Source organism: Spirosoma luteolum, from assembly GCF_054778875.1.
In genome coordinates, this window is sequence record NZ_BAAGZE010000005.1 from 468,415 (window position 1) to 489,898 (window position 21,484).

Below are 21,484 nucleotides of genomic sequence, written 5' to 3' on the forward strand. Positions count from 1 at the left end.
TGTCGACCCGCCTAGAGTGCTTTTTTTGTCAGCTGATCGACGGCGTAATTGGCCGCCCGGGCCGTCAGGGCCATGTAGGTGAGCGACGGATTGACGCAGGACGACGAGGCCATGGCCGCGCCATCGGTCACAAACACGTTTTTGCAGCTGTGCACCTGGTTAAACTTGTTGAGGACCGACGTTTTAGGGTCTTTGCCCATGCGCGCCGTACCCATCTCGTGAATACCCAGCCCCAGGTGTACTTCGGGCCGGTTGTAGGTCGATATGGATTTAAAGCCGGCCGCATCGAGCATTTCGGCGGCCGAGGTCATGATGTCTTTCCGCATGTTGATTTCATTCTCGCCAAAGGCCGCATCGAACACGATGAGCGGGACACCCCACTTGTCGGTTTTGGTGGGGTCGAGGTACATGCGGTTGCTGGGGTTGGGCAGCACTTCGCCGAAGCCCCCGAAGCCAATGCTCCACGGCCCCGCCTGGGTCATCTCCTGCTTGAAAGCAGCCCCGAAGCCATCCAGGTTCGTGCCCCGTTTCCAGTCGGCCCGGCTGGCGCCCCCCTGGTAGCCGTAGCCCCGCTGGAAACTCGTTTGCTTATCGGCCCCCCAGTTGCGGAACCGCGGAATATAGAGCGCATTGGGGCGCTGGCCAAACACGTAGTCGGCTTCGTAGCCGTCGATCGTGGCGGTGGCCCCAACACCCAGGTGGTGGTCCATGATATTGCGTCCGACCTGGTCGCTGTCGTTGCCGAGTCCATTGGGAAACCGGTTCGACCGGGAGTTGAGCAGCAGGGCAGCCGTATTCATCGACCCCGCGTTCAGAAACAGAATCCGCGCAAAATACTCGGTCGACTGGCCCGTGTGCTGATTCACCACCCGTACACCGGTGGCTTTACCCGCTTTCTCGTCGTAGAGCACCTCCGCCACAATACTGTCGTGAAGCATCTCGAGCTTGTTTGTTTTGCGGGCGGCTGGCAACGACCCCGACAGCGAACTGTAATAGCCGCCGTAGGGGCAGCCCCGGCTGCATTTGTTTCGGTACTGGCACGACGCCCGGCCGAGAGCGGTATGCCACGGCTGGGGTTTGGTGAGGTTGGCCACCCGCCCGATCGTAACGGGGCGGTTCAGCTTTTTGGCGACGGCCTCCCGGAAGTGCCGCTCGGGGGGCGTCATGGGCATGGCCGGCAGAAAGTGGCTGTCGGGCAGCACAGCCAGGTTTTCGGCCTGTCCGCTCACGCCCACAAACTTCTCGACGTGGGTGTACCAGGGCGCCAGATCGGCGTAGCGGATGGGCCAGTCGACACCGATTCCTTCGCGGGCATTGGCTTCAAAATCCTGCTCGTTCCAGCGGTAGGTCTGCCGCCCCCAGTGCATCGATTTCCCGCCCGTGTGGTAGGCCCGGATCCAGTCGAAGGGGCGCTTCTCCACGTAGGGGTTCTGCTGGTCGTTGGTCATGTAGGGCGCCGTTTCGTCGCCGGCCATATTACCGAAGCGGTTATTGGCCCAGTGTTCCTCGGCCGAATGGATCGATACCTTGCCCCGGTGTTCGAGTTCCCAGGGGGCTTTGGTGGCCGTTTCGTAGTCTTCGATGTGTTTGAGTTCGCGGCCCCGCTCGATTACCAGCACGCGCAGCCCCTTCTCGGTCAGCTCCTTGGCGGCCATACCGCCCGTCATGCCCGACCCCACCACAATGGCGTCGTACCGGTTTGTTTTGTCAACGGTCAGATTCAGGTTCATCGGTTTGGCAGGCCTCAGTAGGCGTACAGTTTCTGGTTGGGTTTCAGGGTAGTGAGCTCAAATTTGCCCGGCACAGGCACATACTCGAACGAAGCCGTCAGGCCCGGCTCCGAGGTGAAATACCCCAGCAGGGTCAACTCCTTCATGAGCCGCCAGAACGGCAGGCCTTTGGCCTGTGCCTTCACCAGTTCTTTGTCTTCGTTGTCGCCCATTTTGGATTGCTGCACCTGCCAGGCCACCATTTCCTGCTTGGTTTGCTGCTCAAGCTGCTTGAGCAGTTCCACTTTGCGGGCTTCCGACTGCCCCACAAAATCGGCCTGCTGCAGCTGCTGCACGCCGGCCAGAAAGCTTTGCTGCTCGGGCTCCCGGTAGCAGGTAACCAGCATACGCTCGATAAAGGCAGGCACCCCGGCGTCGATGGCACCCGGCGTATCGGTCTTCGGGATGATGTGCTCAGCCACGTCGGCAACCAGCATCCGCTGTTCGTTTGTAAGGGTAAACGCAGCCCCGGCGGGGTCGACTTCGGTCGGTATGGCTCCCAACCCGCCCGGCCCGAAACGGCTCATGGCCTGCAGGGTAGGCAGCGAGAGCGTGCCCCCCACCAGCAGCGACAGACGGGCCAGCGCATTTCTACGATTCATCATAGTCTTATCGTCGTTCAGTACTATTTACTAAACGATAAAGCGGCCCGGCCCGTCTGTCCTACTGCTACAACCCGTGGCGATTGATCAGTGCATGGGGTGGTCGATTTTTTCCTCGTCGAGGTCGATGCGGGCTTCTTCTTTTCGGATCACCTCATCGTCGAACGACGCCTGCCGGCGCAGGGTAAGCAGTACCTGTCGTTTAGCCCTGGTGACGCCGGTTATCACCCGATTGTACTCCTCCATTTTCTCCACCCCGCAATCGAGCGAGCTGAGTCGCTGACCGGTTAGCTGGACATCGGCCACCAGCCGGTTTTTCAGGTTTTCGACCAGTTCGTTTTCCGCGATTTCAGTAGCGTATTCCTGCTGTACGTGCCGCAGGGCCGCTTTGAGCAGCCGCATCCGGATCAGGGCCGACTGCTGCTCTTCGGGCGCCCGGTTGTCGGGGTCTTCGTACCGAACCAGCTGAATCACAAACGGCAGCGTAAGTCCCTGAAAAACAAGCGTAGCCAGGATAACGACAAACGTGATGAAAAGAATAAGATTGCGATGCGGAAATGGCTGTCCGTTGGCGAGCGTCAGCGGAATCGACAGGGCCGACGCCAGCGACACCACCCCCCGCATGCCTGCCCACCCAATAATGAGCGGACCGCGCCAGCCCGGATTCGGATCGGCCACGGGAACGAACCGCGACACCAGCCGCGTGAAAAGTGAAGTCGACAGGACCACCGCCACCCGCACGATCATCACGACCAGTGTAATCAGAACGGCGTAACCGATCAGTTCGAGCCGCGTGTAGTTTTCGAGACCGCTGGCCACCACGGGCATCTGCAGGCCGATCAGGATAAAGACGAGTCCGTTGAGGGCAAACACCACCGTAGCCCACATGCCGGTTCCCTGAATACGGGCGCTGTGGTTCAGAATCTGGTGGCTTCGATTGCTCATGAACAGCCCCCCGCTCACGACCGCCATCACCCCCGACCCGTGCATTTCCTCGGCTGCCAGATACATGAAATAAGGGGCCAGAAAGGTCAGCAGGATACTGATGCGGGTGGTGGTGGGCAGGTAGCGGTGAATAACGTAGAACACGCCCGCCACGGCCAGCCCTACCCCGATACCCAGTACCGTTACCAGTACGAAATCAGTAGCCGCTTCCTGTAGCACGAACGCCCCCGACAGCACAGCCGCCAGCGCAAACCGAAACACGACCAGCGAAGCCGCATCGTTGACCAGGCTTTCGCCTTCCAGCACACTGATCAAGCGTTTGGGCACGGTGATGCCGCGCAGGACCGACGCAGCCGCCACCGCATCAGGGGGCGATACAATGCCGCCCAGCAAAAAACCCAGCGCCAGGGTAAAGCCCGGAATCAGCGCCTGCGACGCGTAGGCAACAGCCAGCGCCGTTACGATGACGAGGCCAAAGCCCAGCGTGCCGATAATGCGTCGCCAGCGCCAGAATTCCCGCCACGAGGTGTACCAGGCGGCTTCGTACAGCAGCGGGGGCAGAAAAAGCAGAAAGATCAGCTCGGGATCGATAGTCAGCACCGGGATACCCGGAATCAGACTGAGCGCCAGCCCGCTCAGCACCAGAAAAATGGGCGACGATATTTTGAGCTGCTGCCCAACCATAACGAAGACCGTTACGGCCAGCAGCAGCGACAGCGACAAAAGCAGGGTTTCGTGCATCGATGTGGCGTTGGGTGTCAGACAAAGCTAATACAGCCGACGTCGCTCCCCATGCCCCAGCGTTCTAAACCCCTAAATCTCCACCCCGCTGGAGATTTTATCCCAGTTTCTCCATGGCCTGTTTCATACCGGCAAACTGCCGTTTTTTCTGCAGTACGGTGGGCGCGGCCACCCGCTCGCGGCAGTCGAAAATACCGCAACGCTCACAGGCTTCATTGACCACGCGGTACGGAATGGTCTGGGTCGTGTTGTTCAGAAAAGCCATCCGGCTGCGCAGGGCGTCGTTGACAGCAAAGCACATCGACACACTCATATTCTGCTGGGCTTCGGGCCGAAACGAATGCGCTACCGAAATAATCAGATACTGCTGACCCGAATCGGCGTATTCGGAAAGCTGGGCCCGGCAGAGCGTACTGTCGATGCCTTTGTTCTGCTGTAGAAAATGAAGTTCCTGCAAAATGGTCAGTGCAATCCACCGCCGGCAGTAGTGTTCGTCGACAATACTGCGGGGTCCCTGCTGCCGCGACAGGTGCATCTCTTTGGTCAGCTGAAAATTGGTTTCGCCGGCCGTGTGGTTGAAGCGGTAAAAAAAGAGCTGATCGATGCCGAATGCGCTCGGCAGCACGTTGCTGAGCCGGTAGAAAAACCGCTCGGGCGTGGCCCCGAAATCGGTAATGAGTTGCAGAAAAGTATCGTTGCTCCAGGTACTGCGCCCGAACAGGTCGGTCAGCCGCTCGATCAGCACGTCGCGCCGGATCAGGATGGCACCGGCAAAATACGAGGCCTTGTAGTTGTTCAGGATTTGCTCGAACGAGTCGGCCTCGACCCACGAGTAGGTGTAAGGCCGGTTTTTCAGACCTAGAAACTGAAAGCCGACCTCACGCGCCAGAATAAAAGTGCGCTGGGCTGCGGCCAGACTGCTGTTGAGGTGCAGGGTGCGTCCGTCGGGGCGGTAGAGCGACCGCAGCGCCGTTAGTTCGGGCTGAACCGCCGAGTCGAAGGTGGCAATACGAACGTCGTAGCGCGTTTTGAGCAGATTCACCAGCAGGGCCTCCGTCACGGGCTGACCGGGGGCGGCAAACTCGGCCAGAAACCGCTCGGCATCGGCTTCGATCTCCGGAAAATAGTTGTCGTGCATTTCCTGGTACGACCGCAGCATGGTCAGGTACAGCCGCTCGACGCTCATGTTGTAGGTCAGGGCAATATCCATAAAGGTACGTACCATGGCGCTGACCTTGGCGGGTGCTTCGGCCAGCAGTTCGAGCAGGTCGGAGGGATCGATACCAAACAGTTCAAGCGGAATCTCGGTCAGGAATTTCGACCGGAGCAGATCGGAAATGGGCTCCAGCTTCTTGCTCAGCTTCAGCGATACCAGCGAGTCGTAATCGACCTGCATGGCGGTGGCAAGGGCCGATATCTTGTCGGCTTTCGGGTATTTGCGCCCTTTTTCGATTTCGGTGATGTACGAAACCGACAGGCCCGACTGCTGCGCCAGATCACTGGCCGATAAGCCTTTGTCGAGTCGAAGCTGGCGCAGTTTCAGGCCAAACAGCAGGCGGATATGATCAGCGGGAAGGGACAAAACAGGGTCAGTTTACGGAAGTTAGTACACAGTTTACAGGGATCATCGGCCGGTGATGGTTACCGGGCGATGATCCCTGTAAACCGACGAACCGAATACGGTAAACCCGCTGCCAAAGTTAAGCCCGTTTTTGGCGTTCTGCCACAAAGTCGTCGAAGGCGACCTTCAGCGCGGTCAGGGCTTCCGACAGGCCGCTGGTGTCGGCCACTTTCAGCTTGCCTTCGGCCGTGCGGGCAATATCGGCCATGCGGGCCACACCAATCGTGCCGGCTGAGCCTTTGAGCGTGTGCAGGTGGCTCTTCACCGTCGGGATGTCGCCCAGGCCATAGGCATCGATCGCCCCCGTCACCAGTTCACGTGCTTCGATCTCAAACTCCTCCAGCACACTGTCGACCAGTTCGTTGCCGCCAATCTGCTGCAGCTGCCCCACAATTTCGTCGTCGAGAATAGGCAGGGTGGGCTCGGCCGTGCCAGCTGCAGGGGGCGGGCCCGCCGGCGCGGCAGCCACGGGCTGCTGCCGGGCGCGGCTGGCGTCGGCCAGTTCTTTCACCTTCGCAATCAGGCTCTGCGCCCGGATGGGTTTGGCGATATAGTCGTCGAGCCCCTGGCTGATGAAGCGTTCGCGATCTTCCCGCATCGAGTAGGCCGTCATGGCCACAATGACCGGCAGCCGTTTACCGAACAGCTGCCGCAGGTGACCCGTCGTTTCCACGCCATCCATGTCGGGCATCTGAATGTCCATAAAGACTGCGTCGAACGGCTCGGCCTGCCCCGCATCCATGGCTTCCATGCGGGTCGTCATCTGGCCAATGGCTTCGGGGCCGCTGGCAGCCAGCGTAACCACGCAGCCAGCCTTGCGCAGAATCTCACTGGCCACCTTGCGGTTGACAGCGTTATCGTCGACGAGCAGCACCTGGGGGTGGTACTCGCTGAAGAAGTTGGCCAGCGTAATTTCAGCCGCTTCGGTCGGCTGCTGCGAGGGGCTGATGGCCGTTTCTTTCAGTTCGATCGTAAACCAGAAACTACTTCCTTTGCCCACTTCCGACTCCACGCCTACTTCGCCCTTCATCAGGTGGGCCAGCTGCTTGGAAATCGACAGGCCAAGGCCCGTACCGCCAAACGACTTGCGCGACGAGGTATCGACCTGGCTGAACGAGTTGAACAGCAGGTTGATATTTTCGGGCGAAATCCCGATTCCCGAATCCTCGACCGCTACCCGAATCCGGTTGAACTTGCCCCGCTTGCTGATAAGGTAGGCTTTGACCTGGATGGTGCCATTTTCGGTAAACTTGATGGCGTTGGACGTCAGGTTCGACAGAATCTGGAGCAGTCGGGTCTGATCGGCAATGACGAACGTGGGCAGGTCGGGGCCCAGCTCATAGGTCAGCTGATTGTTTTTGGAGTTGGCCTGCTGCCCGAAAAGCGCGATGAGTTTCTCGAAAATCTCGCGGAAAGCCACCGGCGCTTCGTGGAGCACCATCTTGCCGGCCTCGATTTTCGACAGGTCGAGAATATCGTTCAGGATGTTGAGCAGCGTTTCGGACGAGCGCTTGATGGTACGAACGTAGCTGCGCTGCTCGTCGTCGAGCCGGGTATCGTTGAGCAAATCGATCATGCCGATTACGCCGTTCATGGGCGTCCGGATTTCGTGGCTCATATTGGCCAGAAACTGCTCTTTTACTTTCAGCGAGCGTTCGGCTTCCTCTTTGGCTTTCACCAGTTCGGCCGACTGCCGTTTCAGTTCCGTAATGTCGCGGGCCAGCACCGCAACGACCGAGTAGGTTCCCTGATCGTCTTTGAGCAGCAGCATGTTGAACATAAACTGCCGCTCGGTGCCGTCTTTCCGGCGCATGCTTACTTCGAAGTTGCGCAGACCGTGGTTGCGCCCCAGCCGGATCATGGCCCGGTGAATCACGCTTTTATCGACAAAATACTGCGTGGCATCCTGCCCCAGCACTTCGTCGGGCGTGTAGCCCATGCGCTTAAACACCGAGGGGCTGATCATGGTGATGCGGCCCTTGCGGTCGACCCGGGCGTAGATATCCTGCAGGTTTTCGAAAATACCCCGGAATTTTTCTTCCGACTGTCGGGTGGCGATCTCAGCCCGTTTCCGATTGGTGATGTCGCGCGCAATACCCGACACTTCCTCGATCAGCCCCCCCGCCAGCAAGATGGGGTTAAGGTGAATTTCGAGAAATGTTTCGCCCCGTTCGGTCGTAAAATACAGTTCGAAGCTTTGCGGGTTGCCCCGGAAGGCGCTTCGGTAGCGCTCTTCGAGCATCCGGCGGCTCTCGTCGTTGAGCATCCGCCAGCCTTTCTTCAGCACGCTGCTTTGCAGGGCGGGCTTTTCGTTGATCTGCTGTTCGATAAGCCGAACATAGTTTTTGTTGAACGACGTGAGCAGCAGCCCTTTGTTGACCGACCAGATCAGGTAGGTACTGGAGTCGAAAATGGCATTGAGCCGGGCATTCTGCTTGTCGAGCACCACCTCCGACTGCTTGCGGGCAATGGCCAGCGCCACCTGCCCCGAAATAAACTCGAGCAACTCGAGGTCGCGGGGACCGTAGGTGCGGGCATCGTTATACGACTTCACACCGATGATCCCGGTAATTTCGTCGCCAATGCGGAGCGGGGCCGTCAGCATCACCTGCGGCTGGCGCTGACCGTAAAGGTCAATTTTATCCTGCTCGGCCAGTTGCCGGATGTCTTTTTCGTACAGAAACAGCGGCTTGTTGGCCCGAATCGTGTACTCGGTCAGGCCATTGCCCAGCCGGCGCTTCGTAAAGCGCATGCTGTTGCCAAAATATTCGTCGACGTAGTACGGAAACGATAGGTAGGTTTTGCTCGAATCGTACAGGGCAATAAAGAAGTTTCGGGCATCGATGATGTTGCCCAGCTCTTCGTGAATTTTCTGGTACAGTTCGTCGAGGTTAGGCGTATTGATGGTCCAGTTGGCGATGCTGTAGTATAACTTCTGCGACTTCTCGGCCCGAATCCGGCCCGTAATGTCGTGCAGGATACAGCGAAACGCCGTGGGTCGGCCGTTGTCGAAACGGCAGTTGACGCTCCCCGACAGGAAAATAGTTTTGCCGGCCTTGTCGAGAAAAACGGTCTCGAAATAAGGCAGCACCACGCCCGACTCGATGCGTTTCAGCAACGCCAGCGTGCTGTCGACGTAATCGGGGTGCAGCACGTCGCGCAGGTTGAGCGCGGCAATTTCGCTCGATGCATAGCCCAGCACATCGCGCCACGCCCGGTTAACAAAAATAAATTTGCCATCGAGGGTCAGCAGCTGAATCAGATCGGAGGTGTTGTCGACCAGGTCCTGCAGCTGGGCATTGGTGTTGGAGAGCGCCGACGCCACCCGGCGTTTGTTCGTCACATCTTCACCGATAAGCGTCACCGAGCTCACCTTATCGATCGTATCGCGGTCGACAATGACCGAGTTCATCATCACATTGCGCACGGCGCCACTGCGGGCCAGCAGGGTAATTTCTTTCTGCTCGGGCAGGCGACCCCGGGTCAGCAGGTCGTCGAAATCGAGTTCGAGCCGGGCCCGGTCGGCCGCCGGAATAAAGATGTCGAAAAAGTTTTTGCCCACGATTTCGTCGGGCTGCCAGGCCGTTACCCGAAAGGTGTAGGGATTGGCGTAGATCAGCGTACCGTCGCGATCGATCGTCACGCCGATCAGATTGAGCTGATCGACCGTCTGGCGAGTACTGGGACGCGCTACGACCTCGACAGCGGCTTCGTCATCACGCTGGTGATGAAGCCGTTCAAGTTCAGCAACAAGTTCGTCTTTGGATTTATCGGACCATTGCATGGGCAGTAGCGACGCGTAAGGGTGACGTAAAACAGTTAAATTTACAACAAAATGCTTGTTTCAGGCAAATTAACCGGTCGGCCCGTATCCGGCCTGGTACGTCCTGATCCGGTTTGGCCACGTTATGACTGCTCACCGCTTCTACCCCACCCTGCTGCGCCTGGGGCTGCTCCTGGCTCCGCTTCTGAGCGGCTGCGAACCCTACAATCTGCAACGCGCAGCTTTCCCGGTCTGCGCCCGGCCATCGGCGGGCATCGGCGTCACCAGCGACGGGCTCGATGTGACGTTTTTTCTCGATAATCCCCAGGGCGACATCGGCGCCATTGGCTGGAACCCGGGCGACGGCACGGGCGCATCGCGGGTAGGTGCCCGCGTTATCTACAGCTACCCCCGCCCCGGCACCTATACCGTTACGCTGACCCTGGTCAACGGCTGCGACGATGTGTTTACCACCACCCGCCCCATCACCCTCCGCTAGTCTGCCAATGCCCTCCCTGTATACGCTAACGATCTGCCTGTTGCTCAGCACAATGAGCTGGGCACAGAACCGGATCAGCAACATTCGGATCAGCAACCTCGACTCGACCCGGCTCGCTATTCGCTACGACCTACAGTCGGCCCGGCCTACCGATTCCATCTGGGTTCAGATCCGGAGCCGTACCCGGGGCCTGCTCGACCTGCGCCCGGCCCTGCTGAAGGGCGACATTGGCACGGGTATACTGGCGGGCCCTGACCGACGTATTCTCTGGAATGCCCGCGCCAACGGGTATGCGCTCAACGAAGAGATTCAGGTGGCGGTGCTCATCAGCCAGCGCCAGGCGGGGCAGTCCGCCCCACCCGCCAGCAGCCCGGACCCTGGGCCGGTCGCCACCGATTCGGCCGGTCGCCGTCGGACGCGCTACGCCGGGCCGGCCTGGGCGCTGGTATCGCTGGTGGCACCGGGCGTGGGCAACATATTTGTGCAGACACCCCGCCCCGTGGTTGGCTATCGGCTCTCGATTACCTCAACGGTCTACGGCCTGCTGGCGTATGGCCTGCTCGAACGCCGGCGGGCCGATAACGACTACGCGCTCTACCGGCAGCAAAAGAACCCGACAGCGGCCGAGCCCTATTATCAGTCGGCCAACGATCACCACCACCGCTATATGCTCACAACCCGGGCAGCCCTCGCCATCACGGCGGCCGACGTGGTGCTTACATTTATTCGGGGCCTGCGCAACAATGCCCGGGCCAAATCGGCGTTCCGACAGAAAGGGGTAACCCTGGCACCGGGCCTGCAGGCAGGTCAGCCTACGGCCCGGCTACAGTATTCGTTTTAGGTAAAACCGCCGGTTTTCATGCGTTTGATCCTCTGTTTGCTGGGCTGGCTGGCTAGTCTGTGGCCAGCCCTGGGCCAGCCAGTACCCACGGCGCCAGCGCCCGTCGAGTCGGCCACCAGCGGCTGGCAGCGGGTATCGATGCCCGGGGCGCCCAGCCGATCGCGCCCCACCGGCCCGGTTGCCTATCATCCGGCGTTTACGGGCGATTTCGTGATGAACCGAACGGGCTGGTTTGCCGGCACGCGGGGCGGTTACCACTACCAGATTGGTTTCGGGAAATACAATGTCCGGCAGGTCGGGCCGGCACCGGGCAGCCGCGCGTTCAGCGCAGTACCCCTGCCCGCCGACATCAACCTCAACCTGGCCGACTATTTCACCATTAAAGTCGATGTGGTGGCCGACTCGGGCCGTATCCCGAACGGGGGGCTGGTATTTGGCGTACTCGACTCGCTCAACTACTGCTCCTTTACGCTGAATCCCGACGGCACCATGGCTCTGGCCCGCGTCGTCGACGGCCGCCAGACCGACCCCATCCTGACCGGCCTGGCCCTGAATCCGGGTGTTCCGGTGGTGCCCAATCGCAACCAGCTGATTCTGCGCCGGGTCGACCGGGCCTTGCACGTGTTTATCAATCAGCGCGAGGTGCGGGGCAGCCCATTCGCCTTCGAACAGCTTCCCGGCAACGGCATCGGCGTCACGGCCGGCGGCTACTGGACTTCGTTTCAGAAACTCCTCGTTACACTGGGTCCCGATCAGTGGTCGCGTCGGTAAGACGTTTAATCAGGGTTTGATGGCGTCGCCGGTGCGGCTGATGGTCATGAGCTGGCCGTCGAGGAAGGCCGACGCCATATTTTCGCGGAAGGGCGTGATGGCTTCGAAACGGGGCGGTATCACCCAGTTGTCGTCCTGATCGACAAAGCCCCAGCGGCCCTTTTTGCGAGCCCGACGCCAACCCCGCTCGTCGGCCCCGATTTCGATTTTGTCGTAGGGTTTGTCGCCAAATACTTCTTCGTACTTGCCGATACGGGCATCGGCCGGACTGGCGGGTGCCGCTTCGGGTGTTTCGGCAGGAGCCGTTTCTGCCGGGGCCGACTCGGCGGGTACCTGGGCAGACCCGGTTGCTGCCGGCTCGGTTTCGGTAACTGCTGGCTCCGGTTCCTTCGTATCGGTGGCAATACTTTCGTCGGGCGCGGGGGTTACTTCGGCGGGACGGTCAGCCACAAACGGTCCGGTTTCGCGCGATGTCCCTAATGATTCGTCCTGCTGCGTCGTTTCCGGCTGCCGCTGGGTAGTCCTGCCAGCGCCGGTCCGGACGAACCAGTAAATCAGCGCCAGCAGCGCCAGTGCAAACAGAACACCGTACAGCCCACTCCGGTCGGGCGGAATCACTTCGACCCGTACGGTACTCAGCGGATTATTGTTCGCGTCGAACAGGGTATAATCGGTGGTTTTGGTGGGCTTCACCCAGCCCCGGTTTTTTGGCGAGAGGCCTTCCCCCAAGTCGTCGATGGTAACGGCAAGCACGTTGGCGACTTCCCAGTCGAGGGTGACGGCGCCCCCCTTGCGAACCCGGGCGGGCGTAGCCGTAAACGACCGAACAACCGGCGCAGGGCCGGGGGCCGGACGTGTGGTGCGCACGGGTGCGGGCTCCGTTTGTGCCGGTGGCTGCCAGATCGGCTCAGGAGCCGGTGGCACTACGGGGGGCTCGGGCACTGCGGGAGTCGGCTCCGGAACAACGACTGGCGCGGCTACAGGCGGCACCGTGACGACCGGCGGTTCCGGCGCGGGCGGCACAATGATTGGTTCGGATGGAATTACAGGCGCAGCGGGCGTTTCGGGCGTGGCTTCGACCACCGGCAGTGTAGCAGCCCGGCGCGCCCGCTCGACGGGAATCCAGCGGTTGCGAACAAAGCTGGCCGACAGGTGCAGCGACCCGGCGGCATTCAATATTTTGGGCAGATCCTGTTCGTAGAGATGCACCCGCGACGGTTCGAGCAGGCGGGCGATGCGCGTCCGGATCGAATCGATCAGAACGGCATTATCGCGCACTTCGTCGCCCACGCGGGCGGCCAGCTTGCGGGTGGCTTCGGGCGACAGGCCCAGCTGCTCGGCCTCCAGCCAGAACGACCCCGCCTGCGCGGCCCCGGGGCCATCCAGTATGATCGATTCGCGAAGGCGGTCAGCCAGTTCAGTTTCCGTCATGAGTCAGGTAAATCGAGCCGTTGCCGGCTGTCGCTTGGGTGTATTGGCCAGCAAAGTTCGGTATCTGACGGGTAAACACCCAAACTCACTCAAACGTCACCACGTTTCGGCGGTAATCGAGCGAAATACGGCCGAACTTCGACAGGGCCGACTGTCCCAGCAAGAGCGGGGCTTTGGCATTGCCCACTACGTTGGCATTGACGTTCTCGAGCACCCGGTCGCCGATCTGTACCGACCGCAGGCGGATGATGGCGCCCGGCGAGATATCGCCATTGGCGTCCTGAAACTGCGAGCGGCCGATAATGTCACGCGGTCCGATGGTGCCCCGCCGGAACAGCAGCTCGGCTTCCGTTGTCGACATCGAGATCAGACTGGCGCCCGTATCCAGAATAAAACTCATAGACCGGCCGTTGACCGTAACCGGAATAGTGTAAACCCCGTTGCGCTTCTCCATCGCCACTTCGGTTGGGCCGTCGCCGATCTGTTTCAGCACCGGCTCGGGCGTCGGGCGCGGGGTAGCGGCCACGGTGTCGCGGTTGTGCCGGGGCCGGCGGGGCTGGTGACTGCCCGACCGCGAACAGCCGGAGCAACCCGCCAGGCAAAGCAGCAGCAGGTAGAGACAAAGTGGACAAACGTAGCGGCAAACGGTAGTCATGGTGGGTTCGTTGACAAAACGCGGCCCGGTCGGCTGGCGCGATGATGGGTAAGGCTGTATCTTGGGGCGACTATGGAACGTCGTATCTGCTGTTGGATGGCCATCTGGCTTGTCGGTTTAACCCTGACGGGCGCACCGCTGGCGGCACACCGTGCCGACGGCCCCCTGCGCGTGCTTGTTTTTCTGGAAACCGAATGCCCGATCTGCCAGAAAACCCTGCCCCGGCTGCAGGTCCTGGCCCGGCAGTATGCCGGCCGTGTGCGGTTTGAGGCCGTTTACCCTACCGAAACCGTTAGCCGGCGCGAGGTGCAGGATTTCGAAAAACGGTTTGCCCTGCCGTTTCCCCACCGGCTCGATCCACGCCACCGGCTGGTCGATCGTTACGGCGTTACGACAACGCCCGAAGTCGTGCTGCTGTCGGCCACGGGGCAGGTGCGCTACCAGGGCAGTGTCGACGATCAGTTTTATCGGCTGGGTCGCGCCCGGCCGGCCCCCACGGCTTTTTACCTGCGCGACGCCATCGAGGCTACTCTCAGCAACCGCCCCGTCGGCACCACCCGAACAACGCCTGTCGGTTGCCTGATCAACTAACGCCCGTGGCCGGTAAGGCGTTTCGGTAAGACAGGCCGGAGCGTTTATTCGTAGCGAATCAGGGCTTTCGTTTTCACCCGCCACGTCCCGTTTTCCTGCACAGCCAGGCCGTCTTTACGCATAGTTACGCGGGTATGGCTGGCGGTGTACGGGTTTTCGCTTTCGCAGGCCGGTTCGATCATGTAGTTGCGGTAGGTGAGCAGGCGCGCCAGCCGGCCCGGCTCAGCCTCGAACCGGAACGACGCCTGTTCAGGCTGACTGCTGTCGACGCTGAACCGGTAGGCCGATTCAGGCGACAGCACTTCGGTTTTCTGGCTCGTATCGAACTGCCCGTTGGGGTCAGGGGGCGGACAATAAAAGACCAGATTGCGAGCGGGTTCGGGTACGCGCTGCTGCGACTGCTGCTGCACGGGCGCGGGTGGCACCACGGGTTCTGGAACGGGCGCTATGCCCTCGCCGACCCGCAGCTCCCCCGAACGCGGGGCGGCCGGCACGGGAGCCGGTGGTTCGACCGGAGCGGTGGGGCGCGGGGCCTGTTCCGTCATGGCCTGCCGCACCGGGTTAGTCGGCTGGTTGCGGGCCGGGGCGGGTGCCGACTTAGCACGTTGCGCTAGTTCGAGGTCATTTTCCAGCCGCAGCGCGCGCTGTTGTTCGTTGTTCAGCTCAGTGGCCAGCGAGCGGTATTTCAGCAGGTAGAAAGCCCCCGCCCCAATCACTAAACCGGCGGCCAGACCGGCCAATAGCATCCACATCTGCTTTTCTTTTTCTTCGTTGGCTTTGCGTTCCAGCTGACCCATCCGGATGGCGGTACTGCTGATGGCATCGCCCCCGGACGCTCCATCGCCGACGCCTGCCCCCATCGTTGCTCCCTCTTCTACGGCCGGGTCAGCGGCCTGCTGGGCCACCTCGTCGGCGGTGTCGGCAGCGGGGGCGCCGGGCGGCAGCAGCGCATCGAGCTTGGCCAGAATCTGCGCCTGCGTGGCGGGCGTCAGGGCTTTGCGGTAGCTTTCGTACGCTTTGTTTTTCTGGTAAAACTGCGCCAGCTGCTGTCGGATAGCGGCATTGGCCTCGCCGGGGGGCAGGCTGGCAAAGCGCTTCGTGTTTTTCAGTATGGCCAGCTCTTCGATCCGCTGCCCCACCTGATCCCAGCTACCCACGGTACGGATAATCTGGCGGGCATCGCAGCCATCGCCACAACCAAGCAGCTGGCTGTAGATTTCCTGCGCTTTGGGCTGGTTGATTGTAGCAAACACGGCCGTTGCCACGTCTTTGGTCAGCGTATCGACAGCAGCCTGGTTCATGTCCGGCGCCTGCCCCAGCGCCAGCCCTGATCCCAACAGGCCTACGGCCAGCAGGGCGGTGGTGGTGGTTCGTTTCATTCCGTAGTAGCCATTAGGAGTTGTGGGGCGGGGCCTGTGCCCGCCCGCCAATCGCCGGCCTAGGCCAGCGCGTTTGCCAGTTTATTGATGGCCCCGATGAGGGGGTAGAAAAACAAGGTTTCCTCGATGGGTGCCGCCAGCGCATCGGCCATGCCGCTGAACTCGGTGGCTACTTCGCCTTCTTTCCGCTGGATACCGTCCATCAGGGCCGTGTCGAGGTGCGTGCGCAGTTCCTGCTGCGCTACCGCCAGCGCCCGCGCCGACACGTTGAGGTTACGGCTGAAGCTGAACTGCTGATTCAGGGCGAAGAAGAAGTCGATAAAGGCCGTTGTTTCCTTCAGCAGCGCGTCGGTCACGTCAGGCTTCCGCAGGTCGGCATAGGTCAGGCTGGCGTATTCGTCGTTGAACGTAGCCGGGTACACATAGCTGATGGCTTCGGTATCGACCGGACGGCTGTTGGCCGGCTGCATCAGCGCCCCTTTGCAGGTCACCTCCTTGGGGCCCTTGCGCTCGTAGAACAGGGTCAGGCCGTTGGCATCGTATGTCTGCTCGTACACTTTCTCGAAAATGGTCCGGGCCAGTTTGCCCAGCATCGCGTCGTCGGTGCTGATGATGCTCAGTACTTTAGAACCCGTACCGCTGAACGTGATGGCGCCCGGCAAGCCGATGCCTTTGTGCTTCATCAGCCGCGCGATGTGGTAGATAAGGGCCGAATAGAACAGCACAAACACAATTTTCAGGTCCTCATCCTTGGCCAGCATTCCGTTGAACGACAGCATGCTTTTGGCCTTTACGTCGTTGCTTTTCTCGATCGAGAACCAGAACGCCATAATGTCTTCCGACCGGTTGGTATCCAGCATCCGGCGGTTGTTGTCGCTCAGGTTGCTCAGGCCCTGACTTTCGAGCAGGGTCTGGATGCGGTCGCTGTACTTGCGCACAAAGCCGTTGTGGCTGGCCGCGCCGTATTCGCTGAAGGCATCGCCGTAGATCGCGTTGCCTGCAAACCGGAACGAGGTCAGCAGCCGCGGCTCGTTGCGTTCGTAAACCACCACGTCGGAGGTCCCCCCGCCAATGTCGACGTTGATCACCGGCCGGGCTGAGGCACTCAGCGTGGGGTTCTGCTTGTAATAATAGAAGGGCGCTACCGACTCCGACACTTCGCGGAGCTTACCGGCGGCCCCGCCAATGTAGCGGTCGTAGAGCTCCTGCCAGTCGGCGCGGAGCTGGCTCACCCGACCCGGCGTCATACTGGCCGGGAAAAACCAGTAGACCGTGGTCTGGGGCAGGTTGCCCCCTTCGGTCAATACCTTGTTTTTGATGAGCATCAGCAGCTCTTCCAGAAACGCTTCGACCCGCCGTTCGGTCTGGTCGTTGTTTTTGGCCCATTTCAGGTTGGTGGTGATGCGGTTGGAGCCGGCCGGCTGCCGCTCCACGTAGAACGGAATATTGAAGTCGGCCAGGGCCTGCGTTTGCTGGTTGAAGCTCAGGTTCATGGGCTCGGCAATAGCCGTCCGGGTCGGGAAACTGTCGGGGCGGCCGGGGCCGATCGTGGGCGGTACAAACTCCAGATCGTAGAGCACGAACAGCTCGAACAGAGCCGCGTTGTATTGCGCCGGGGCCACCAGCGTAGCCACCTGCGGAGTTACCTCGGCCACGTCGAAGGGCCGGGGTGCCTGCCCGTCCACGCTGTATTCGATGTGGGTGTTGGTCGTCCCGAAGTCGACCGAAAACGAAAACTGCTTGCTGCCGCCGTTATAGAGCTGCCAGCGCGGAATAAGCAGACCGCTCAGGTCGCGGCCATCGGCCCGGATGCTGGTCTGCACGTAGTCGAACTCATCGCGCAGCACATAGTATACGCTCGACCCATCGGTGTTCTGCTGTCGCTGCGTCCGCTGGTGCTTCGACTCGGGCGTCACGGCGGTGTTTTCCAGCTGCCGGAAGTAAGTCAGCTCGTACTGATTCTGGCTGTCGAAACCCGACTCGATCAGTTCGACGCGGTAGTCGGCGGGCACCGTCGTCTGCCCCGACCGGACAAACGGATAGATGTTGACGGTAAACGAGTTTTCGAGAATGATGCCTTCGTTGGTCGTTTCGTTGGGCGCGGTGGCACTACCTATGGCGGGGCTGTAGAGCCGCTCGAACGTCACGAACTGGTTGCCCGGCTGGCCGGGGGCCGTAACGGGAATATCGAGCGAAACGTTGATGCCTCCCCCCTGCGGAACCATCTTCAGCCGCACGCGGCCCGTCAGCAGATCGTCGACATCGAAGAAATCGAAGAAATCCTTTTTAAGCGGCAGCAGATAGCCTTTCTCGCTGGCCGGCGTCTGCAGGTTTCCGTCGAAGAAGCGCCCCCGATCGGTGGGGAACGGCAGCCGGATCAGGTAAGGCTCCAGCAGATCGCTCACCGTGAGCCAGGGGTAGTTGCCGGGCTGGCCGGGCAGCGGCCGCTGGTTGTCGCGCCACGACTCCCGCACGTAGTACGGCACGGGCGTATTGGGATTCCATTGCGCCTGCGGCACGTAGGTAAACGGCCGGAAAAAGCGGTTCTGCAGGGCCATGGGCCGCACCTGCCCCGAGTGCAGCCGGGCGTATTTGTCGGATTTGATAATGAAATCGCTGACCTGATCGATCGCCCGCACGTCGGACTTTTTCTTACGCAGCGGAAAACCCAGCACCTCCACCACGTCGCCGGGGCCGGTAGTCAACTCTTCCGACTCCTGATCGAATTTTTCGCGGGTCAGCAGCGACTGGCCATTGGCCGCTTCGATATGCTCGTAGAAAAGCGCTGGGTTCTGCTGCTGCAGGAGCGTGCGACTGCGGTTGAGGTAATCGTCGACTTCGCGAAACCGGTTGCGAAAATCGGGCATGAACTGCTTCAGCGCATACCAGAACTTCTGGTATTCGATGTCGCGCTGGTGCAGGGGCGTCACCGACTGGTCGAACAGGCGGTCGTTACCCATCGACACATCGACCCAGCTCAAGTCGTTGCCGGAACTGAAGAACAGGGTTTTGGGCGACGTACCGCCTACCACCCGCCCCCGGTAGCTCAGGACAAACAGCCGCTGAATCTGGTTGAAATTGTACTCGGCCGCATCCTGATCCAGAAACAGCTTGAGCGCGTCGCCCAGCCGCCGGTGCCCCTGATTGGCCGACTGCTGCATCTGGTTCAGATCGGTCCGGATATCGAAGGGCGTAATGGTGACGAAGGTTTTAAGCTTGTCGAAATTGAAGAACAGCTCGCCCACATCGAGACAGTCCGACACGATGCGCTGATCGTTGACGGAGCCCATCAGGTCGGGCCGGACGGCCAGGTTCAGAAACGCCGACCGTACCAGGTCAATGCGGGCAAACGGACTGGGTATCGACGTAGGCTGCTTCACGGTCTGCCCCCCCAGCGGGTCGCGCATGGCCGCGATCTGGTCGGTGCCGAGGGGTTTGCTGACGTACCAGTGCAGGCCCGGTGTCGGGTTATGTAAGCTGAGCGTTGTAGGCATAATGGCAGTGTACTGTGTTCAGTATACAGTTTTCAGTCTGCGGTATACTGTTTTCAGGCATATACTCAGGCTAGCTATTGCCGCCTGAAAACCGAAAACAGTACACCGTAAACCGATTTAATAATCCAGTACTTTAGGGAGTTTTTCGCGGACGAAGGTTTCGGTTCCTTCCGAGAAAAGCTGTACGAATTTGTCGGCTTCGCTGCTGTAGGATTTGCCTTCGGCCGTTTTGTTGAGGGTCTGATCGAAGTCGTCGACGATATCGAGTTTCACGTCGGATTCGCCACCGAAAATGCCCCGCTTTTTGGGTTCGAAGCCGCGCACGGTATGGCCCAGGTTTCCCGCGTCGAGCAGGAAGGGCGCAAAGGCCCGGCGGTTATCGCCCATCTCGGCCAGCCACTGCCGGAACCCCGTATCGAAATTTTTCAGGCTGTTGAAAAAGCCCGAGTTCAGAAAATTGGTCGAGATGGTGGGATTGGCTTTGGCCCATTGCACATTACCCGCAGCCGCTTTCAGCCGCTGGCTCAGGTAGGTACTGAACAGGGCCATTTTCGACAGGGGCAGACTGATCTGCTCCCGCGTGGCCGGGGCCAGGTTGCCGAGCTGGAAGGTGGTGCCGTCCTGCTCTACGCCAAACTCCTTGTAGATCGGGCTGTTGGGACGCCCGTTCGATACCGACAGGCTCGCGTCGTCCATATTCATGAAGTCGACGATGGCCAGCGCCGAGGCCAACTCCACAAAGTGAGCGTCGTTTTTCTGCCCGTGCGAGCCGGGGTCGTAGGTGTACGCTTTGGTCTGGTCGTCGCCGATGTAATACAGGGCGTTGACGGCCGGGTTCACACCCTTCTGGTAGTAGTTGAGGGCGGCTTTGGTTTTGGCCATAAACGACGCCGGATCGATCACCTTGTCGTCGTTGGTGGTCAGACTGAAATACGGCATTACCGTAACGGCTCCGATTTTGGCGTCGCGCAGAAAAGCGGGGTTTGGAATCTGGCCGATAGCCTGTGCCCCCCGGATATTTTTGAGCAGGATAGGAAAGCCGGCCGCGCCGGTGCCGCCAAAAATCGAGCTGACGATAAAGATGCGGTCGTTGGCCCCGAAGTTTTCGGCAAACGCCTGAAACACGTCGGCGTAGCGAAACTGGTTCAGTACCACGCTCCCGATGTTGGGGTGCCCTACGAAGCCAATGTCCATCTTGGTTTCGAGGTTCTCTTCCGAAAACAGCAGACTCGCCATCGCTTTGGCGGGCCCTTCGAGCCCGTCGTAGTTGATGTAGTCGCGGAAGCGCTCGTGCTGAACGCCCTGCAGTTCGAATACGTAGGTATCGGCAATGGTGGCGTTCCCCCCAATAGACCGGTTGAGTGTTTTGATGTCGGTGCTGAAAAAACCCTGTGTCGGTTTGTTCTGCATCCCGGCCCGCACGTTGCCATACTCCCGAAGCAGTTCCTTGGTACGCAGCAGGTCGTCGTTGGTAGCATGCGGATCCAGCACAATCGGGATCACCGCTTCGGTATTGTTGAGTTTTACGCCCGACGCCAGCAGCATAGTCAGGGCCTTCAGTACCCGCGAGCCGGTGCCGCCAATCGCAAAGACAAATAGTTTAGCCATAGTTTCAAGAGTCGGTAAACTGGTGTTCAGTATTGAGTATTCAGTTTACGGTTTACAGGGCTTCTGCTTTCAGGGCTTCTGTTTTCAGGTTACGGCTTTCAGGCTATTAGCCCCCGCGTGCCTATAGCTTCGCGGTGGAGTGAGCTGTTTTCTGTTTACAGTTTCGGATCACCCGGGGCCCCGCTTGCCAATAACCGGTGTTTCAGCGTGCGGTAGACAGTACACCGAAAACTGTATAGTGAATGTGGTAGCCAGTAAACTGAAAACTGTACACTGAAAACGCCAAACCACGCCACGCCCGCTTATTTCGACGGCCAGAGCATGGGCCGGTGTTTAGCATTTTTGCTGAAGTTCTTCATAACCAGTGAGATCACGAAGAAAATCAGGGCTGTGAGCAGCGCCATCTCGAACGAATAGCTCAGAAACACGCTGACGCCCTGATCGAACAGCGTACCCTGATTGGGGTCGGCCTCATCGCGCAGAATTTCCTGACCGGCTTTCTGATAGCAGGTCACCAGCGTAATCACGAACATCGTGAGGGCGCTGATGCCCAGCATGAGCAGGTAATGCCCCATGCTGCTGAAACTGACCTTGTTCAGCGGCCAGATGTAGAATGCGAACGCAACGACAAACGCAATGCCCACCGCCGACAGCGTCAGGGGCGACAGCAGCAGCTCCTGATACAAATCTTCGAGCAGGTTGCTGTTGACAAACAGGTTGTAAAAGTTGTACAGTGATTCTTCCATGGGTAAAGAGCGAAAGAGTGAATAGGTG

15 protein-coding genes are annotated in these 21,484 nt (G+C 60.0%); 4 read left to right on the plus strand and 11 right to left on the minus strand.

The features are described from left to right. Positions 1 to 11: 11 nt before the first annotated feature. The 5 genes from ACYVAC_RS09620 to ACYVAC_RS09640 all read right to left on the minus strand — a co-directional run bounded on the left by ACYVAC_RS09620 (position 12) and on the right by ACYVAC_RS09640 (position 9,462). Entirely contained in the window at positions 12 to 1,730 is a 1,719-nt protein-coding gene (locus tag ACYVAC_RS09620; protein WP_461097415.1) for a GMC oxidoreductase, read from the minus strand. Between the two features lie 14 nt (positions 1,731 to 1,744). Next, positions 1,745 to 2,374, minus strand: coding sequence for a gluconate 2-dehydrogenase subunit 3 family protein (locus ACYVAC_RS09625; protein WP_461097416.1), 630 nt, complete (start codon positions 2,372 to 2,374; stop codon positions 1,745 to 1,747). A gap of 84 nt (positions 2,375 to 2,458) precedes the next feature. Next, positions 2,459 to 4,057 (minus strand): Na+/H+ antiporter, encoded by a 1,599-nt coding sequence (locus ACYVAC_RS09630; RefSeq protein ID WP_461097417.1) that lies wholly within the window; start codon positions 4,055 to 4,057, stop codon positions 2,459 to 2,461. A 97-nt stretch (positions 4,058 to 4,154) separates the two neighbouring features. Continuing rightward, a complete protein-coding gene (locus ACYVAC_RS09635) occupies positions 4,155 to 5,639 on the minus strand; it encodes a helix-turn-helix domain-containing protein (RefSeq protein WP_461097418.1) in 1,485 nt (494 codons plus the stop codon). Positions 5,640 to 5,757: 118 nt separating this feature from the next. Further along, on the minus strand, positions 5,758 to 9,462 hold the full coding sequence (locus ACYVAC_RS09640) for a PAS domain S-box protein (protein WP_461097419.1): 3,705 nt from the start codon (positions 9,460 to 9,462) through the stop codon (positions 5,758 to 5,760). A gap of 124 nt (positions 9,463 to 9,586) precedes the next feature. On the opposite strand from ACYVAC_RS09640, the gene ACYVAC_RS09645 reads away from it, so the two are divergent. Genes ACYVAC_RS09645 through ACYVAC_RS09655 form a run of 3 tightly spaced genes read left to right on the plus strand, consistent with a single transcriptional unit; the run spans position 9,587 to position 11,552 of the window. Next, the gene (locus ACYVAC_RS09645; protein WP_461097420.1) at positions 9,587 to 9,940 is read left to right on the plus strand and encodes a PKD domain-containing protein; all 354 of its coding nucleotides are present in this window, start codon (positions 9,587 to 9,589) and stop codon (positions 9,938 to 9,940) included. 7 nt (positions 9,941 to 9,947) lie between these two features. Continuing rightward, positions 9,948 to 10,781: a hypothetical protein gene (locus tag ACYVAC_RS09650; RefSeq protein WP_461097421.1), complete on the plus strand. Its 834-nt coding sequence runs from the start codon at positions 9,948 to 9,950 to the stop codon at positions 10,779 to 10,781. A gap of 18 nt (positions 10,782 to 10,799) precedes the next feature. Further along, positions 10,800 to 11,552, plus strand: a complete 753-nt coding sequence (locus tag ACYVAC_RS09655) for a hypothetical protein (protein ID WP_461097422.1) — start codon at positions 10,800 to 10,802, stop codon at positions 11,550 to 11,552. Positions 11,553 to 11,561: 9 nt separating this feature from the next. Here ACYVAC_RS09655 and ACYVAC_RS09660 read toward each other — a convergent pair whose 3' ends face one another. After that, positions 11,562 to 12,983 carry a WG repeat-containing protein gene (locus tag ACYVAC_RS09660; RefSeq protein WP_461097423.1) on the minus strand — a complete coding sequence of 474 codons (1,422 nt, stop codon included), beginning with the start codon at positions 12,981 to 12,983 and terminating at the stop codon, positions 11,562 to 11,564. An 85-nt stretch (positions 12,984 to 13,068) separates the two neighbouring features. Further along, on the minus strand, positions 13,069 to 13,638 hold the full coding sequence (locus tag ACYVAC_RS09665) for a retropepsin-like aspartic protease family protein (protein WP_461097424.1): 570 nt from the start codon (positions 13,636 to 13,638) through the stop codon (positions 13,069 to 13,071). 72 nt (positions 13,639 to 13,710) lie between these two features. Here ACYVAC_RS09665 and ACYVAC_RS09670 point away from each other — a divergent pair, with 72 nt between their 5' ends. After that, the gene (locus tag ACYVAC_RS09670) at positions 13,711 to 14,229 is read left to right on the plus strand and encodes a redoxin domain-containing protein (RefSeq protein ID WP_461097425.1); all 519 of its coding nucleotides are present in this window, start codon (positions 13,711 to 13,713) and stop codon (positions 14,227 to 14,229) included. A gap of 44 nt (positions 14,230 to 14,273) precedes the next feature. Here the strand turns inward: ACYVAC_RS09670 and ACYVAC_RS09675 are convergent, their stop codons facing one another. The 4 genes from ACYVAC_RS09675 to ACYVAC_RS09690 all read right to left on the minus strand — a co-directional run bounded on the left by ACYVAC_RS09675 (position 14,274) and on the right by ACYVAC_RS09690 (position 21,456). Beyond that, a complete protein-coding gene (locus ACYVAC_RS09675) occupies positions 14,274 to 15,608 on the minus strand; it encodes a hypothetical protein (protein ID WP_461097426.1) in 1,335 nt (444 codons plus the stop codon). 59 nt (positions 15,609 to 15,667) lie between these two features. Beyond that, on the minus strand, positions 15,668 to 19,102 hold the full coding sequence (locus ACYVAC_RS09680) for a hypothetical protein (RefSeq protein ID WP_461097427.1): 3,435 nt from the start codon (positions 19,100 to 19,102) through the stop codon (positions 15,668 to 15,670). Positions 19,103 to 19,219: 117 nt separating this feature from the next. Further along, positions 19,220 to 20,710 (minus strand): hypothetical protein, encoded by a 1,491-nt coding sequence (locus ACYVAC_RS09685; RefSeq protein ID WP_461097428.1) that lies wholly within the window; start codon positions 20,708 to 20,710, stop codon positions 19,220 to 19,222. Between the two features lie 302 nt (positions 20,711 to 21,012). Further along, positions 21,013 to 21,456 carry a hypothetical protein gene (locus ACYVAC_RS09690; RefSeq protein ID WP_461097429.1) on the minus strand — a complete coding sequence of 148 codons (444 nt, stop codon included), beginning with the start codon at positions 21,454 to 21,456 and terminating at the stop codon, positions 21,013 to 21,015. Between the last annotated feature and the right edge of the window lie 28 nt (positions 21,457 to 21,484).